Genomic DNA, 17,521 nt, shown 5'->3' with positions numbered 1-17,521 from the left:
GATATTAACAATGAGAGCTATCTTCTTGCACATCACAATTGGAAGAAGGCATGTGGTGGATAAAAACTATTGAAGACAGGGTGTAAAGAGATTTCTTATAAATTGTCTGAAATGCAGGCTGTTACGACATTAATAGAAAGAAAATAATATGGTGGTACTAATTTATATCTTATTTTTTGGTACCGACTTGCATCTTATTGTTATTTAAGTAAAAATGATGGTGCTCATTTTATATCTTTCATGAGGGCTGTCGTGAAATGGGGGTGATGAGTATTGTGAGATGTTTTTTACAAGCTTGTGAGTTCGTAATATAATAGCATTTTATTTTCTATAAGGGTGTAACTCTATTAAAGAGAAAAAACACTTTTATCAGCAAATATTCATATTTTTTGCATGAGAGATTATTCGTAAAAAAGAATGTTCTATGCGTCCACTTTATTTGATAAAGAAGATCAATAAAGTGAAGTTTTATATGTTATGGCTTTGAAAATATTGGTATTTGATTGTTTTTGTTGAATTATTTTTATATCATTGATATGATGATTTGTATGGAAATTTTAGAAAATCTTCAGTGGATTGAGTAAGGGGTGAATATTATGACGCATACTGTTCTCGCCTTTTTATCTTGTCAATTTTTTATCATGGTAGCATAAAATATTCTATACATTAGAATTGTTCACGCCAGAAAGCGGGAATAAAAAGGACGAATATTGTTATGATTTCAAGGCGTCCAGCTAACATTAGAAAACTTAAAATCCATAAAGCATGATCGTTGATTGTAGAGAAATTACCAGTGGGGCCAATAATATCTCCAAAGCCTGGACCAACATTTGAAAGTGCGGTTAAGACCCCCGTAAAGGCAGAGGTAAAGTCAAGACCGGTTGTAAGCAAAAGTGCAGTGCCGATAACAAGGCAAAACATATAAAGGCAGACAAAAAACAAAACGGCTTGAGCAACATCATTTGATATATTTGAGTGATCGTAGCGCGCTTTTACAACGACATTAGGAGAAAGAAGTTTTTGTATATTTGTTTGTGTAATACGCCAAAGAATAATGAGGCGATTGATTTTCATACCACCAGAAGTAGAACCAGCACATCCGCCTGTAAAAGAAACAATAAAGAAAATTCCAAGCGCAAACGGTCCCCAAAGTTGATAATCTTCAGCGCTGTAACCGGTGGTGCTAATAATGGATGAAAGGTGAAAAATGACATCAAGGAAAATCAAGTGGAACGCGCGATGATCATAAAACCGTAGCCATGCCGCTAAAGCAAAGCTGAAAAGGAGAACGATATGGAGAAAAACAATCACTTGTGGGTCAAGGAAGCGTTTGGAGTGTCCAGGAAGGACTAATTTAACATAAAGTACGAAAGGTAAAGCAGAAAGCAACATGAAGATTGTTGAAATAATTAAGATGGCTGGTGTATCAGAAAAATAGCCAAAAGAAGCATCATGCGTTGAAAAACCAGCTGTTGCTACTGTACTCATTGCATGGTTAATGGCATCAAATAAATTCATGCCTGCAGCAAAATAAGAAAGCATACAAGCCAATGTTAACCCAACATAAGCGATGATAATTCCGTTAGCAATTTGGTTGATGCGAGGCAATATTTTTTCAGATTTATCAGATGATTCCATATGAAAAAGTCGCACGCCACCCACACGCAGTGAAGGCAAAATTAAGAGGGCTAAACCGATAAAACCAATGCCCCCAATCCAGCATATAAGAGAACGCCATAATAAAATACTTCGCGATAAATTATCAAGATCAGAAAGGACTGTGGAGCCTGTTGTTGTAATTCCAGAAACAGATTCAAAAATGGCTCCTGCTAGAGAAATGGGAAGAGGAGAAAGATAAAGAGGTAAGGCACCTACGATGCTTCCTGTAAGCCAAAGACAAACAGTGAGCATAAAGCCAAGCCGTGCTGAAAAGCGACAAGTAGCTCCCTTAGTTGCTAAAAGAATCAGCGTTGCTAACATGGTGGTTATGGCACAAGAATAGAGAAAGCTTATCCAATTACGATTGTTGTCGTGCAAATCCACAAAAATTGGCAAAAGCATTGCTCCTCCCATGATTAAGGCAAAACGTGCACAGACATTGATAATAAATTGAAAAATGATCGTTCCCTATCTTTGTATCTCTTTTTATTATGGTTTTGTGCTCATAAGAAGTTACATTTTTCTCTTTATAGGATAAGGATTAATTCTTAACATTAGCGTGCCTTGATGAATTAGTAATCAGACCTTTTCATAAAACTTGAAAAGAAGTATACATAACATAATTAGGGCTCTTGAAAAATATTTTTTTAAAAGGCTGCATTCCGTTATCATTTATAGAATAATTAATTTATAATAAAGTGAAGGGGATTTAATGGTACAATCGCATATTCGTCTGCTAATTATTGGCTCAGGTCCGGCTGGTTATACAGCGGCGGTCTATGCAGCAAGAGCAATGCTTAAGCCGGTTTTGGTGACGGGCTTGCAGCAGGGTGGACAATTAACAATTACAACTGATGTTGAGAATTATCCAGGTTTTGCAGATCCCATTCAAGGACCATGGTTGATGGAACAAATGGCAAAACAAGCTGAGAATATGGGGACAAAAATTGTTTATGATACAATTATAAAGGCTGATTTGTTGAAGTATCCTTTTGTCTTATATGGGGATTCAGGAACACAATATTCTTGTGATGCACTGATTATTGCAACAGGAGCTCAAGCGCGCTGGCTTGGTTTAGAAAGTGAACAGACCTTTATGGGCGGAGGTGTTTCCGCTTGTGCTACATGTGATGGCTTTTTTTATCGTGATAAGGACGTTATTGTCGTGGGAGGAGGAAATACGGCTGTTGAAGAAGCACTTTATTTATCGCATTTGGCTAAAAGTGTAAGCGTGGTTCACAGGCGGGGGCAGTTTCGGGCAGAAAAAATTTTACAAGATAGGTTGCTGGCTTGTAATAATGTGCGTGTTCTTTGGGATCATGTGGTTGAAGAAATTGTGGGGCTGCCAGCTCAAGATTCAATGGGCGCTGTTGTAACAGGGGCACGTCTGAAAAATGTTAAGACAGGTCACGAGATGAAAGTGAATGCAGAGGGCATATTTATTGCCATTGGGCATGATCCTGCTGTTTCTCTGTTTGAAGGACAGCTGAAACAAAAACGAGGCGGCTATTTATGGACAGCACCCGACTCAACAGCAACAAGCATTGCTGGTGTTTTTGCTGCTGGGGATGTGACAGATGAAACATTCCGCCAAGCTGTAACAGCTGCGGGAAGAGGATGTATGGCAGCGTTGGAAGCAGAACGGTTTTTGGATATACCCAGGCGTTAGTCATTCATTGAGAACATAGAGAATATAGAGGTAGAATTAATTGTGGCGCCACCGTTGGATTGGGATAAGTTAAGGGTTTTTCACGCTGCAGCAGAAGCGGGATCTTTTACGCATGCTGCTCAAAAACTTCATTTATCTCAATCAGCCGTTTCACGACAGGTTTCGGCTTTAGAACAAGAGGTTGGGGTATCCTTATTTCAACGTCATGCGCGTGGTTTGATTCTTACAGAACAGGGAGAAACTCTTTATCGTACAGCTCATGATGTTTTGATGAAGCTTGAAAGTGTGCGTTTGCAATTAAGTGAAAGCTATGCAAAACCAACGGGGCACTTGCGTGTGACCTCGACCTTTGGAATGGGGGCAGGGTGGATTGCAGAGCGTATGCCAGAATTTCTTAGTCTTTATCCTGATATGCAGGTTCAGCTTTTGCTTTCCGATGAAGAGCTTGATTTGACAATGTGTCATGCGGATTGTGCTGTTCGCTTACATCAACCCAAACAACCTGATCTTATACAAAGAAAACTCTTTACAATTCATATGCATGTCTATGCTTCGGAAAAGTATATTGCAAATTATGGAAAGCCGGAAAAATTGTCTGATCTCGATGAGCATCGTATTATTTCGTTCGGTGAACCTGTTCCACCTTATTTGTCTGGTTTAAATTGGTTGGAAAAGGCTGGTAGAAGTGATGGATCATTGCGCGTTTCAGTTTTACAAATCAACAATATCATCTCAATAAAGAATGCGCTTATGCGTGATCTTGGGATTGCTGTGCTTCCTGATTATATCGTCAATAATGATGAGCATTTAGTGCGTCTTTTTCCTGATATGGTTGATATTCCTTCTTTTGATACTTTTTTTTGTTATCCTTATAATTTAAAGAATTTGGCAAGGTTAAATGCTTTTCGAGATTATATTTTTTTAAAAGCTCGCCAGTGGTCTTTTTAATATTAATATCTTAATTTATAAGGAATAATTAGCTGTTTTGCAACTTGAGACTCCCGTAATATTCTTTCGGTTCAAATTTGCCTATATTGAATCAATTAAAATTATTTGTTGCACATTAAAAGTGGAGGGAGTTCGTACGGGTAAATATTTTTGAAAAGAGGGATAAATGTTTTTTATGAATGCTAGCAACCGTGAGGGTTATTATATATTGAAAAATGGACAATCGTGTGATGGTGTAGTTAACATTTTTACTATTTAATTAAAGAGAGTGGTACATGATGGAGACAAATTTAAAGCTATGTGTTTATTGCATAGCAGATACGCTTAAGTCTTTATTGTGCTTTTCCTTATAAAATGACATAGAATACTATCTCTTGATTATGTTGCCTCCCAGTTTCGTTTTCTTGAGTGTTCCCTTACGAAGATCTATCAGATTGATTTTATCTCTGAGGATTTTCCAAATTTGCCGGACATATGTCCGGCTTTTTTTTAAATTTTTGAAAGAGTCCCTAGAAATTGCAATATATGGGAAGATGATAAAGAAAAAATTTCGAAACTGGTGGATATCCAACAATTTTTTTAAGAATACTAAAATTCAATGAGGAGTTTGAGAGGGGATATTCTATTGTACTGTAAAAGTCTGTCTTTTAGGGGTGTGATATAAAATATTTAAAACCTTATACATGAAGTGCTTTTTATTAGAATGTGAGGTGAATATTTAAGGCAGGTCTTGTTCATAAAGCCTATGAAGTAAATCAAGTAGTTATTAAATAGAACTTAAAGGAAACTGGATTGCTTACACAACGATGGGAGGTGGCTTCTTCTTCGTTTTAGGACGAAGAAGAAGCTGAGAAATAGAAGAGATTTTATTGTAAGGGCCTTTGATTATAAGGGCAATTGTGTTTAAAAGTGCTCGGTCTTTTTTAGAGTTATAAATTGAATGGAGAAAGTAGAATAGGCTTGTCATCTCTTATGATAATAGACCGATTCATTTATTTGATAGCTAAATTTTTTTGATCTTTATCTACAGCATCTATTTTTGTGTTTATTCATAGATATTTTTGCTGAATCGATAGATTTAGACCATGACACAGTTTCAGATATTTTCTCGGATATACTAACATTCGGCAAAAAACAATCACAAGAGATGATATTAAAAATTTTAAATTAAACTGTTGCAAAAACGCTGTATACGTATACAAGCTTTTTCAAGTAATTCTTCTGATGTTGCATAAGAAATACGAAAAGTTGATCCAAGTCCAAAAGCAGATCCTTGGACGACAGCAACAGCTTCTGTTTCTAGAAGCGCTATGGCAAAGTCTTCATCATTCGTAATACGTTGACCATTGGGTGTTTTCTTTCCAATAAGTCCGGTGCAAGAAGGATAAACATAAAAAGCACCCTCAGGCGTTGGACAGTGAATGCCAGGAGCTTGATTTAGCATGGAGACAACGAGATCACGGCGTGCTTGAAAAATACTTTTATTTTTAGCAATAAAGTCTTGTGGCCCGTTGAGTGCTTCAACCGCAGCCCATTGTGAAATGACACTTGTTCCAGATGTTTGCTGTCCTTGAATGGTATCCATGGCTTTAATGAGTTCTTGTGGTCCGCCTGCATAACCGATTCTCCATCCCGTCATCGCATAGGCTTTAGAAACACCATTCATTGTGAGTGTACGCTCATAAAGCGCTGGTTCTACTTGAGCTGGAGTCACAAAGGTAAAACCCTCATATGTGAGATGTTCATATATATCATCGGAAAGGATATAAACATGAGGATATTTTACTAAAACATCTGTAAGTTTTTTCAATTCATTATGTGTATAAGCGGCACCTGATGGATTTGAAGGAGAGTTAAAGATGAACCATTTGGTTTTGGGGGTAATGGCAGCTTCTAGCTCTTGTGGTTGGAGTTTATAAGAAAATTCGGCTTTTGTTTCTAAAAAGACAGGCGTACCATCGTTGAGTGCGACCATTTCTGGATAACTAACCCAATAAGGGGATGGAATGATGACCTCATCTCCTTTATTCAAAGTTGCCATGAATGCATTAAAGAGAATTTGTTTTCCACCGGTACCAACAATAATTTGTTCTGGTTGGTAAAGAAGATTATTTTCTCTTTTAAACTTTGCAGAAATTGCTTGGCGCAATTCTGGAATTCCTGATATGGGAGGGTATTTTGTTTCTCCCCTTCGAATAGCTTCAATAGCCGCGTTTTTGATGTTGTCTGGGGTATCAAAGTCTGGCTCTCCAGCACTTAAAGCAATAACATTGCGCCCTAATGCTTTTAAATGGCGGGCCTTTTGAGAAGCAGCAATTGTTGCAGAAGGTTTGATACGAGACAGTTTGTCGGCAATAAAAGCCATAATTTTAAATCCTTATATTATATCAACAAATGGTTATTGCTTTAAGGATATTCTATAAGAGATTATATTGTATGCAATAAAAAACTTCCAAAATACTCTTACACGGGCTTTATATTCTTCTTTTTTGAGATATTTTACAAGATAATCTCTTCGTAGATTTTATGAAAGTTTTTGAGGAAGTATAAGAGAGGTTTGATAAATTGTGCAAAGGAGATAAGCAGTCTTTTATTTTAACAAGGTAAAATAATGCTTTATACAAAATAAAAAAATCTTCGTCTTTACAGACGAAGATTTCTAAATAAAATATTGCAGAATTTAAACTTTAAAGGGCTGCAAGGTTACCAGCGGCAAATTTTCCTGAACGACGATCTTGAAGAACATCATAAGAGATTTTTTGCCCTTCATTAAGACTGTTTAGACCTGAACGCTCGACGGCAGAAATGTGTACAAATACATCTGCACTACCATCGCTAGGCTGAATGAATCCGAAACCTTTTGTTGTATTAAACCACTTAACTGTTCCTGTAGACATAGGAAACTCCTTAGAATATATAATTATATTGAGCATTGAAGCTTTCATTTCTTCAATACGGTTGTAGATCGAAATTAGGTGGGAGAAGTTTCGTCGAAAGTGCAGATTGCACAGGAAAGAAAGTCACGTAACCGAAAATTCGATGAAACCTCTATAAAAGTTTTTAGAACAAAAAGCAAGTCTTAATCAATTTTTATATAAAGAAAAAATAAGAAAACAGTGTATATTTTGCTAAGTAGAAAAAAATTCAACTAAAATAACTTTGTAGTGAACGTACCTCAAGGTGCCTTTTTTTGAGTGCTTTGATCGCTTCTACGACGGCTTCGGCTCCAGCTATTGTTGTATAATAGGGAACATTTTGCATGAGTGCTGCATAACGTAATGATTTTGAGTCTGAGATGGCACTGGCAGTGCTAGTTGTATTAAAAATCAATTGAATTTGGCGATTACGAATAGCGTCTTCAATATGGGGGTGTCCCTCTAGAACTTTGTTAATTTTTTTTGCTTCAACGTGGTGTTCGGTGAGAAATTTTTGTGTTCCACTTGTGGCGACAACAGAAAAGCCAAGCTCAGTTAAACGTTTTACAGGATTTAAGATGCGTTTTTTATCTTCATCCCTTACAGAAACGAACAAAGTTCCCTCTTTAGGGAGTTTTACACCAGCTCCAAGTTGGGCTTTAGCAAAAGCAAGCGAAAATTCATAGTCAAGTCCCATAACTTCACCGGTTGAGCGCATTTCTGGACCAAGAAGTGTATCAACACCTGAAAAACGAGCAAAAGGAAATACTGCTTCCTTGACGGCAATATGTTGTTTTTTTTGCAAAGAAGGTAATCCACCATAAGCTTCAAGAGCATCATGAAGCGTTTCTCCTGCCATAATACGTGCAGCCATTTTAGCAATAGGGCGACCAATCGTTTTTGCAACAAATGGGACAGTACGTGAAGCACGGGGATTGACTTCTAAGACATAAATGGTGTCATCTTTTATAGCATATTGTACATTCATTAAGCCGCGAACATGAAGTGCTTGTGCTAATGCTTTGGTTTGGCGCTCTAATTCAGTAACTATTTTATTTGAGAGCGTATGGACTGGTAGAGAACATGCTGAATCACCAGAGTGGATACCAGCTTCTTCAATATGTTCCATAATACCAACGATTAGTGTTTCGTTACCATCACATAGACAATCAACATCTACTTCAATTGCTTCTGTTAAATAGGTATCAAAGAGAAGCGGATTTTTACCAAGCAATATATTGATTTGTCCTGTTGTGTCGTTAGGATAACGGACTTTGATATCTTCTGAAATTAATTCAGGGACACTCTCAAGTAAATAATTTTGTAAGCTACGTTCATCACGAATAATTTGCATAGCACGTCCTCCTAAAACATAAGAGGGACGTACAACCAAAGGGAAGCCTAGTTCGTGGGCAATGAGGCGTGCTTGTTCAATGGAGTGGGCAATACCATTTTGAGGTTGTGTTAAATTAAGTTTAAATAACAGTTTTTGAAAGCGGTCTCTATCTTCTGCTAAGTCGATAGCGTCAGGTGAAGTACCTAGGATGGGGATATTGTGTTTTTCTAGAGCGCTTGCCAATTTCAAGGGTGTTTGTCCGCCAAATTGGACGATGACTCCAACCAAATCTCCTTTTTCCTGTTCTGCTTCTAAAATAGCGATAACGTCTTCTGTTGTTAAAGATTCAAAGTAAAGGCGATCAGAGGTATCATAGTCGGTTGAAACTGTTTCAGGATTACAGTTAATCATAATCGCTTCAAATCCTGCATCACGCAGTGCAAAAGCAGCGTGGCAGCAACAGTAATCAAATTCAATACCTTGCCCAATGCGGTTTGGTCCACCGCCTAAAATAGCAATTTTTTTGCGTTCAGAAACGTGTGCTTCCGAGTGCTCTACACCTGCAAAGGGAACTTCATATGTTGAATACATATAGGCTGTAGGAGAAGAAAATTCAGCGGCACAAGTATCAATCCGTTTGAAGACGTGTTTAACATTCAGTGATTTACGTAAAGCTGCGATATAATCGGGTTCTTTCCCTGTAAGGGAGGCTAATCGCGCATCTGAAAAGCCCATAGCTTTTAACATACGTAAATTATCTGCGTCTTGGGGTAATCCATGAATGCGGATACGCTGCTCCATTTCAATGATGGAGGCTATTTGTTCTAAAAACCACGGATCAATTTTGCTAATTTGGTGAATCTCATTTAAGGGTAAGCCTGTGCGCATGGCTTGAGCAATATAGCGTAGACGATCAGGGCTTGGTATGGCAATGGCTGAGCGTATAGAACTTTTTTCATCACCTTCAGCATGCTCTGGAATCACAATTTCATCAAGACCCGTAAGCCCTGTTTCAAGTCCACGGAGTGCTTTTTGTAACGATTCTTGAAAAGTGCGTCCAATTGCCATGACTTCTCCTACAGATTTCATCGCAGTTGTGAGGACAGGTGATGAACCGGGAAATTTTTCGAACGCAAAACGAGGAATTTTTGTCACAATATAGTCAATAGAAGGTTCAAATGATGCTGGTGTTGCACCACCCGTGATATCATTTTTTAATTCATCAAGTGTATAACCAACAGCCAGTTTAGCCGCTACTTTGGCAATGGGAAACCCCGTTGCTTTTGAGGCAAGCGCTGAAGAGCGAGAAACACGCGGATTCATTTCAATAACAATGAGGCGCCCATTTTCAGGATTGACAGCAAACTGTACATTGGATCCCCCCGTTTCAACACCAATTTCTCGCAAAACAGCAATCGAAGCATTACGCATACATTGATATTCTTTATCGGTTAAGGTGAGAGCAGGTGCTACAGTGATCGAATCACCGGTATGAATCCCCATTGGATCAATGTTTTCAATAGAACAAACGATGATACAGTTGTCGTTCTTATCACGAACAACTTCCATCTCATATTCTTTCCACCCTAAAACACTTTCTTCAATTAATACTTCTGTTGTTGGTGAAGCTTCAAGCCCACGTTCAATAATTTCATAGAATTCAGAGCGGTTATAAGCGATTCCACCACCAGTTCCACCAAGGGTGAATGAAGGACGAATAATAGCTGGAAGCCCAACAACATCAAGAGCTTGAACTGCTTTTGCTGTTGCATGAGCAATATAATGTTGTTTGCGATCAGCTTCGGTATGTCGCCAGTTGCGCTCAAGTTCTTCGAGTGCTTTGTCAAGCGCAGCACCAGAAAGTTTTGCTTTAAGTTCAGCACACGTTTTTGCGTGTTGTTGGCGATTTTCTTCTTTCAGTTCTGTTGCATTGGCTAACATAGAGCGTGGCGTTTCCAAACCGATTTTTGCCATCGCTTGGCGGAATAAAGCACGATCTTCAGCTTTATCAATAGCATCAGCATTGGCTCCTATCATTTCAACATGATAGCGGTCTAGAATACCCATACGCTTTAATGATAAAGCAGTATTGAGGGCTGTTTGTCCTCCCATAGTGGGCAAAAGGGCATCGGGACGCTCGTGAGCAATAATTTTGGCAACTATTTCAGGAGTAATGGGCTCTATATAAGTTGCATCAGCTAGATCTGGATCTGTCATAATCGTGGCAGGATTAGAATTTACCAAAATAATTCGGTAACCTTCTTCTTTTAATGCTTTACAGGCTTGAGTGCCTGAATAATCAAATTCACATGCCTGACCAATGATAATAGGTCCTGCTCCGATGATAAGAATAGATTTTATATCTGTGCGTTTGGGCATGACTTTTTCCTATGACAAATATCTGTGTGTGATTGTTGCGGGCAAAATATTTTAGTTCTGAGGCTACCGTCATTTTATAAGTTAAGTGAAAAAGAAAGTAAGCATTAAAATACCTTTTCCATGCTTTTTTTCATAAAATTGAAGATAAATTTCTTTTTTGAGTTGAGTCATCTCGTCAGTTTATCAAAAGTATGACCTTTGATAAAAAATAATAACAGTGCTCCAACAAATTAGAATATTCAAGCATACTGTGGAGCATAAAAAGCCGGAACATCTTTCCAATCCATTGCCGGCATACTTTCTTTGTGTTTTATGACGTTTTTTGCTTAAGAGAGCACGCGCTTTTTCTGTTGCTTGTAAAACATAAGCTATTATTTATGGTTCGATGGGATTTCGTAAAATAAAATGGGAAGCTTATCGTGTTGTTCCGTAAAATACTGCCGTTTAGAGTTGTGATATAAGGTATGAAAATTTACCACATTAAGGTGTTTTTGTTAGAGTGTATGATAGAATTCAGAGCAGGATTTGTCTGTAGAGAGCTTATGAAATAAACCATATCAAATGGGTTCAGTTGGAATCTGTTATATAAAAAGCAAGATTGTTGATAGATCAGCTCTGGTCGAAGTTTCTGTTTTAGGGTAGGGAACGTCAATCTATAGATGTGTCTGTTTCATAAAAGGGTGAGAGTGTATTTAATACAATGGCTAAGGAGATAATTTCAGAATGATTTTGTTTGTTTTTAAAAGATAGTGAATACTCTCCCTTTACTTTATGGATGATGTTCAAAACTTTTTAAAATATAAAGAAGGCTAAAATGCTGAATATTTCCCAAACGAGAGTATTCTGTCTGAAAGATGTATCAATAGGAAAGCTTTTGGTGGCTAGGTCTCAAAAAGGGATTTGTCATATAGCGTTAGGAGACACTATAGAGCAATTATTACAGGAGTTTACGATACGCTTTGGTGATGTACAACAAGTTGTAGGTGACAATACATTTAAGAGAGAAGTTGCCCATATTATAGCCATGATAGAAACACCTAAGCTGGTAAAAAAATATAATTTTCCCTTAGATATAAATGGTACAGTTTTTCAACGACAAGTATGGGCAGTATTATGTGATATACCATGTGGTGAAACAATTTCATATGAGATCTTAGCATGCCGTATTGGTATGCCGAAAGCTTTTCGTGCCGTTGCTCATACCTGTGCACGTAACGAATTGGCTATTATCATTCCGTGTCATCGTGTTGTGCGTAAAAATGGTTTTATTTCAGGGTATCGTTGGGGGGAAAAACGGAAACAGATTTTACTACAACGGGAACAAAATGGAAAAATTTAACTTTGTGTGATGGGCATTATAATCGTTACAGTTGTTCCTTTCATTTCTTTTGAAGTAATTTCAAGTTTTCCTTTGTGGAGTTCTAGCAAGGAGCGTGAAATGGCTAATCCAAGACCTGAGCCCGTATGAGATTTAGTGAGCTGATTTTCGACTTGTTCAAAAGGTTGCCCAAGTTTTTTAATTGCTGATTGGGGAATACCAACGCCTGTATCTGTAATTTTAAAAATAAGGTTATTTTTTTTCTTGAAAGCGCAGACATCAATATTTCCGCCAGAAGGCGTAAATTTAACGGCATTAGAGATGAGATTAAGGAAAATCTGTTTCATTGCACGACCATCAACTTCAGCATGAAGTTCTGGGGTAATGTTTGTTGTAACAACAATATTTTTTTCTTGAGCTTGAGGTGTTAGTGTTCGTACTGCTTCACTAATGATGGGCTCAAGATCGGTATTTTTACAATCAAGCGTAAATCTTCCTGCTTCGATTTTTGACATATCAAGGATGTCATTGATAAGGGTTAGAAGATGGGTTCCTGAATTGTAAATATCATGCATATATTCCTTATAGCGTTGTGAACCAAGAGGACCAAAAGTCGATTGCAACATGATATCTGAAAAACCAAGAATAGCATTCAGAGGCGTGCGCAATTCATGAGACATATTGGCTAAAAATTCTGATTTAGCCTTATTAGCACTTTCGGCGCGTTCTTTTTCTGCTTTCAGACTTTTATTAAGTTTTTCAACTTCTGTTGCGCGTTGTTGAGCACTCCCTCGCGCGCGCTTGAGTTCTTGAATGAAAGAGAAAAGACGCCTTTCACTGTCTTCAAATTTTTCCTGTTGTTGTTTAAGCTCAGAAATGTCAGTACCAATACAAACCAATCCTCCATCTTGGGTTCGTCGTTCGTTAATTTTGAGCCAACAACCATCTGCCGTTTGGCGAATACTGGTTAAGTTACCAGTACCATCATCTTTAAGGGGATATTCACTGAGTGCAGGGCGTGCCATGGCTTCGACGGTTGCACGTTGGATACCTGATTGGAGAATTTGTTTAGGAATAGCGGCATATTCGCAAAATTTGCTGTTGGACATGACTAAACGTCCTTCAGCATCCCACAAGACGAAAGATTCTGAAATGTTTTCAATCGCATCACGGATACGAAGGTCGGCTTGCGCTGTTTGTTCAGCCAATTGTTGCTGTTCACTAATATCGAAGGAAATACCAACCAAATGGGGTTCTTCTTCTTCAGTAACTTCGGCACGAATGCGCATCCATACATAATGACCATCAGCATGACGCATAGGAACGTTAATATCGATATGCTTTTTTTTACCGCTCATTAATTCCTGAGCAAGGTCAAAAAAATTCGCATCATTTGGATTGATAATGGCGCTAATTTGGGAAATTGAGAGCAATGCATCTTGAGGGACATAGCCGAGCATTTCGTACATTGCTCGTGACCAGTAGACGCGTCCACTTGCCATATTCCAATCCCATAGTCCACAGCGTCCACGCATCATTGCCATATCAATACGGTTTTGAATTTTTTCTGAAACAAGATCTGTTTTGCGTGCTCGTACAATTTGGTTGTAATAAGCATAAAGAAGAGCAAGGATAACGCCACTAGTTCCAATGAACATGGTTATATTTAACGAGAGAGCTTTCCGCCATTCCATGTAAATATGTTGCATTTTTTCACTGATGAATACCCCATATTGTCCATTTTCTGTTTGCTGAAAGGAAGCGAGAGCAGGAATATCTTTTCCTATTGTAATTTTCATGATTCCAGCATGTTTTCCTAGAGCTTGTAAAGTAATGCTTTCAGAGGTAAAATTCTGTAAGGGTTTTCCTAAGACAATCTCGGAACTTGATGAAGCTAGGACATTGCCTTTTTGATCGACAATAGCAATAACAGCGCTGGTTTTTATAAAACCTTTGTTACGAAAATTAGTCAGGATATTTTGTAAATGATTATGAGAAAGAGCAGCAGCTTTTCCTTGTCGAGTGGCGGCAAGTAAGTCACGGTCGATTGTATTGGTAATATGAGAAGCTAAGAGAGCGATGGTAGAATGCGTGTTTTTATCAATTGTGTTGCGCCAATCATAGATTGATAGGAAACGGATTGCTGCTAGTATAACAAGAAATGCAAGAATTACAAATGGGAGTGAACGTCGCAGCCAAGGTTCAATAAAAAGAAGTTTTTTATAGGCAGAACCAGAAAACAGATTGGTACGCTCTGTCCGCTCCTTGCGACTTTGAGCGCTTGATTTTGAATCAGCATACACCTCCCTTGGCGCATTATATGCGTCCAATTTAGCCATCTCGCGTTCCTTTAATTCTGGAATAATGTGATTTAAAAACTGCTTCGATATTCATAGTAACCCCATCGAGTGCAATGAATCAAAACAGGAGTCTTCTGTCCAGTCTTTTTTTAAAAAAAAATAATTTTACTTTTATGATTTTGGAATATGAAAAGAAAAAAGTACTTTAAACGTGATCTATAAACAGGCTTAGATTGCCTGTTTATAGATTTAATGATGATCGAATAGTTTATAGAATTTATTTTAAAAAATATTATAGCATATTGATTTAAAATAATTTTTTGTTTCAAGTAAGCAGACGGTTGATGATATCAGCAACATCGCTTGATAATTTTGGCGCAGCAGCAATCATTTTTAATTCAGTTTCAAGTTTTTGTTGTCGAATAGGTTCTAATTGTCGCCAAGAGCGCATCATTGTTAATAATCGTGAAGCAAGCTGTGGATTTTTTTTGTCAATTTCCAAAATAACTTGGCAAAGAAAATGATAAGATGCTCCATCCATCCTGTTAAAGCCCGTGAGATTGTTAGAGGCAAAAACACCGATTAGAGAACGTACACGATTAGGATTATCTTGTGAAAACAGCGGATGTTGCATGAGCTTTTGAACATTCTCGAGTGTTGATGTGCCAGCAACCATTGCTTGAATAGAAAACCATTTATCCATGACCAAAGGGTCATTCTGATAGCTGTTTTCAAAATCATTTAAGGCATTTTGTGCCTGCTCATTTTCATTAAAACGCTTCACGAGAACAGCGATACTCGCCATACGGTCAGTCATATTATCAGCTGTTGCATACTGTATAGCAGCTCGATTTGGATTGGCTTCAGCAATGGAAAGGTAATCCAGTATGATATTCTTTAATGCTCGCTTTCCAGCTTGTGCAGTGTTTGGTGAATAGGGCTCTTGGGTTTGCATTTGTCCATAGAGTTTTGTTAAGAGCTCTTGGTGAGTTTGTGCAAGTGAAACTAAAAACTGATTGCGGACATAATGAATACGATCTGGGTCAATATTTTTACCGATTGTATGAGCAAGCTCAACTTCACTAGGTAAATTTAAACAGAAGGCACGAAATTCAGGCTCTAAGGTTTCATCTGTTATGATCGTTTCAATCAGCTTTAGCAAAGCAGAAGGGAGTGTTGCTTTTTCTTGTGTTTTATCTTGAATGCTTTGAATCAAAGCTTGCGTCATTAAATGATTAAGAGATTGCCAGCGATTGATGTGATTGTCATCATGTTGTGCAAGAAAAATAAGTTCTCTTTCATTGAATGGAGTGTGTAGAATGATTGGTGCTGAAAAGTCTCGCAGCAGTGATAAAACGGGTTTTTCACGCAGTCCCTTTAATGTAAAGGTTTGGCTTTCCTTGGATAAAAGCATAACATCTGATTGAATATTTGTATCTGCTTCATAGGTGAGGTTTTCTCCGTTAGGTCCTAACAAGCCAAATACGATAGGGATAAGCATAGGCTTTTTTGTATTTTGTTGTGGGGTTGCGGGAATATGTTGCTTTGCATGAATTGTTAAAACACCATCGCTATAATGACTATCGATTTCTACATTGGGTGTTCCTGCCTGTTCATACCATAGCATGAATTGGGAGAAGTCTTGACCAGACACTTCAGCAAAACAGGTAATAAAATCTTCAATTGTACAAGCTTGTCCATCATGACGTTGAAAATAAAGATCAGTGCCTTTACGAAAAAGAGTAGGACCTAAAATAGTCCGTATCATGCGAACAACTTCAGCACCTTTTTCATAAACAGTTGTTGTGTAAAAATTATTAATTTGGCTATATTGACGAGGACGCACAGGATGCGCAAGAGGTCCTGCATCTTCTGCAAATTGCGTCGCTTTTAATGCTTTTACATTTTCAATTCGCTGTAGGCTGCGTACATTTTGATCTGATGAAAATTCCTGATCACGATAAACAGTGAATCCTTCTTTTAAACAGAGTTGAAACCAATCGCGACAGGTAACACGATTACCGCTCCAATTATGAAAATATTCATGTGCAATGACACGTTCAACATTTCTATAATCTTGATCGGTTGCTGTTTCAGGATCGACAAGAACATATTTATCATTAAAAACGTTAAGGCCTTTGTTTTCCATTGCTCCCATATTAAAGTCGGAAACAGCAACAATATTGAAAACATCAAGATCATATTCGCGCCCAAAACATTGTTCATCCCAACGCATGGAACGTTTAAGAGCATCCATTGCATAGGTTGCGCGTTCGGTTTTTCCTTTTTCTACATAGATACCAAGCTCGATACGTCGTCCAGATACAGTTGTAAAATGGTCTTCTAACTTATCAAGATCTCCACCTACTAAAGCAAAGAGATAAGATGGTTTGGGATAAGGATCTTCCCAAATGGCAAAATGGCGATTATTTTCTAAAGTTCCTGTTTCCACCAGATTACCATTTGAAAGCAAGATTGGGATTGTTTGGGTATCTGCTTCAATTTTCACTCTATAGGTAGAAAGAACATCTGGGCGGTCGTAAAAATAAGTAATACGACGAAAACCTTCCGATTCGCATTGTGAGCAATAAACACCATTTGAAAGATAAAGCCCCATAAGTTGTTGGTTGCTTTCAGGATTCAGTTCCGTAACCAATTTCAATGTAAAAGGAACCGTTGGTGGCGTTGTAATTTCTAAACGTGAAGGCGTCACTTTATAAGTGTTTGGGGCTAATATTTCATCATTAATAGAAACGGAAATTAAAGTAAGATCATCACCAGAAAGAACAAGAGGTGTTAATTCTTTTGTATCGTGACGGGATTCAATAGACAATATGGCTGTAACATAGGTTTTTGTCGGTGCTAATTGGAAAGAAAGTTGTGTTTTAGGGATAACGTAAGGGGTTGGTTGGTAGTCTTCCAAACGATAAATAGATGTTATTGGCTGTTTCATAGTTTTTTCCCATTTGTATTTTAAGAGTTAAAGAAGGGTGTGTT

At 37.8% G+C, this 17,521-nt stretch carries 9 protein-coding genes; 3 read left to right on the top strand and 6 right to left on the bottom strand.

Annotated features, from left to right (window positions below):
• Positions 1-666: 666 nt before the first annotated feature.
• The gene (locus ACFINX_RS01605) at positions 667-2,061 is read right to left on the bottom strand and encodes a TrkH family potassium uptake protein (RefSeq protein ID WP_375668213.1); all 1,395 of its coding nucleotides are present in this window, start codon (positions 2,059-2,061) and stop codon (positions 667-669) included.
• Positions 2,062-2,371: 310 nt separating this feature from the next.
• On the opposite strand from ACFINX_RS01605, the gene trxB reads away from it, so the two are divergent.
• Positions 2,372-3,328 (top strand): thioredoxin-disulfide reductase, encoded by a 957-nt coding sequence (gene trxB / locus ACFINX_RS01600; RefSeq protein WP_375638079.1) that lies wholly within the window; start codon positions 2,372-2,374, stop codon positions 3,326-3,328.
• 42 nt (positions 3,329-3,370) lie between these two features.
• The gene (locus ACFINX_RS01595; RefSeq protein ID WP_273791217.1) at positions 3,371-4,276 is read left to right on the top strand and encodes a LysR family transcriptional regulator; all 906 of its coding nucleotides are present in this window, start codon (positions 3,371-3,373) and stop codon (positions 4,274-4,276) included.
• Between the two features lie 1,162 nt (positions 4,277-5,438).
• Here the strand turns inward: ACFINX_RS01595 and ACFINX_RS01590 are convergent.
• From ACFINX_RS01590 to carB, 3 genes are all read right to left on the bottom strand, one after another.
• A complete protein-coding gene (locus ACFINX_RS01590; protein WP_375612967.1) occupies positions 5,439-6,641 on the bottom strand; it encodes a pyridoxal phosphate-dependent aminotransferase in 1,203 nt (400 codons plus the stop codon).
• A 322-nt stretch (positions 6,642-6,963) separates the two neighbouring features.
• Positions 6,964-7,173: a cold-shock protein gene (locus tag ACFINX_RS01585; RefSeq protein ID WP_012754908.1), complete on the bottom strand. Its 210-nt coding sequence runs from the start codon at positions 7,171-7,173 to the stop codon at positions 6,964-6,966.
• A 247-nt stretch (positions 7,174-7,420) separates the two neighbouring features.
• Entirely contained in the window at positions 7,421-10,906 is a 3,486-nt protein-coding gene (gene carB / locus ACFINX_RS01580) for a carbamoyl-phosphate synthase large subunit (RefSeq protein ID WP_375649456.1), read from the bottom strand.
• Between the two features lie 814 nt (positions 10,907-11,720).
• On the opposite strand from carB, the gene ACFINX_RS01575 reads away from it, so the two are divergent.
• On the top strand, positions 11,721-12,245 hold the full coding sequence (locus ACFINX_RS01575) for a methylated-DNA--[protein]-cysteine S-methyltransferase (RefSeq protein ID WP_375668212.1): 525 nt from the start codon (positions 11,721-11,723) through the stop codon (positions 12,243-12,245).
• On the opposite strand, the gene ACFINX_RS01570 is transcribed toward ACFINX_RS01575, so the two are convergent.
• The gene (locus ACFINX_RS01570; protein WP_375620708.1) at positions 12,242-14,563 is read right to left on the bottom strand and encodes an ATP-binding protein; all 2,322 of its coding nucleotides are present in this window, start codon (positions 14,561-14,563) and stop codon (positions 12,242-12,244) included. The two genes, ACFINX_RS01575 and ACFINX_RS01570, sit on opposite strands and share 4 nt — an antisense overlap.
• 286 nt (positions 14,564-14,849) lie before the next feature.
• Positions 14,850-17,477 (bottom strand): aminopeptidase N, encoded by a 2,628-nt coding sequence (gene pepN, locus ACFINX_RS01565; RefSeq protein ID WP_375668211.1) that lies wholly within the window; start codon positions 17,475-17,477, stop codon positions 14,850-14,852.
• Positions 17,478-17,521: the final 44 nt, after the last annotated feature.

Origin of the sequence: Bartonella sp. AP36NXGY, assembly GCF_042195865.1 — a bacterium.
In the GTDB taxonomy this organism is placed as follows: domain Bacteria; phylum Pseudomonadota; class Alphaproteobacteria; order Rhizobiales; family Rhizobiaceae; genus Bartonella.
This window is presented reverse-complemented; position numbering and strand designations above follow the sequence as displayed.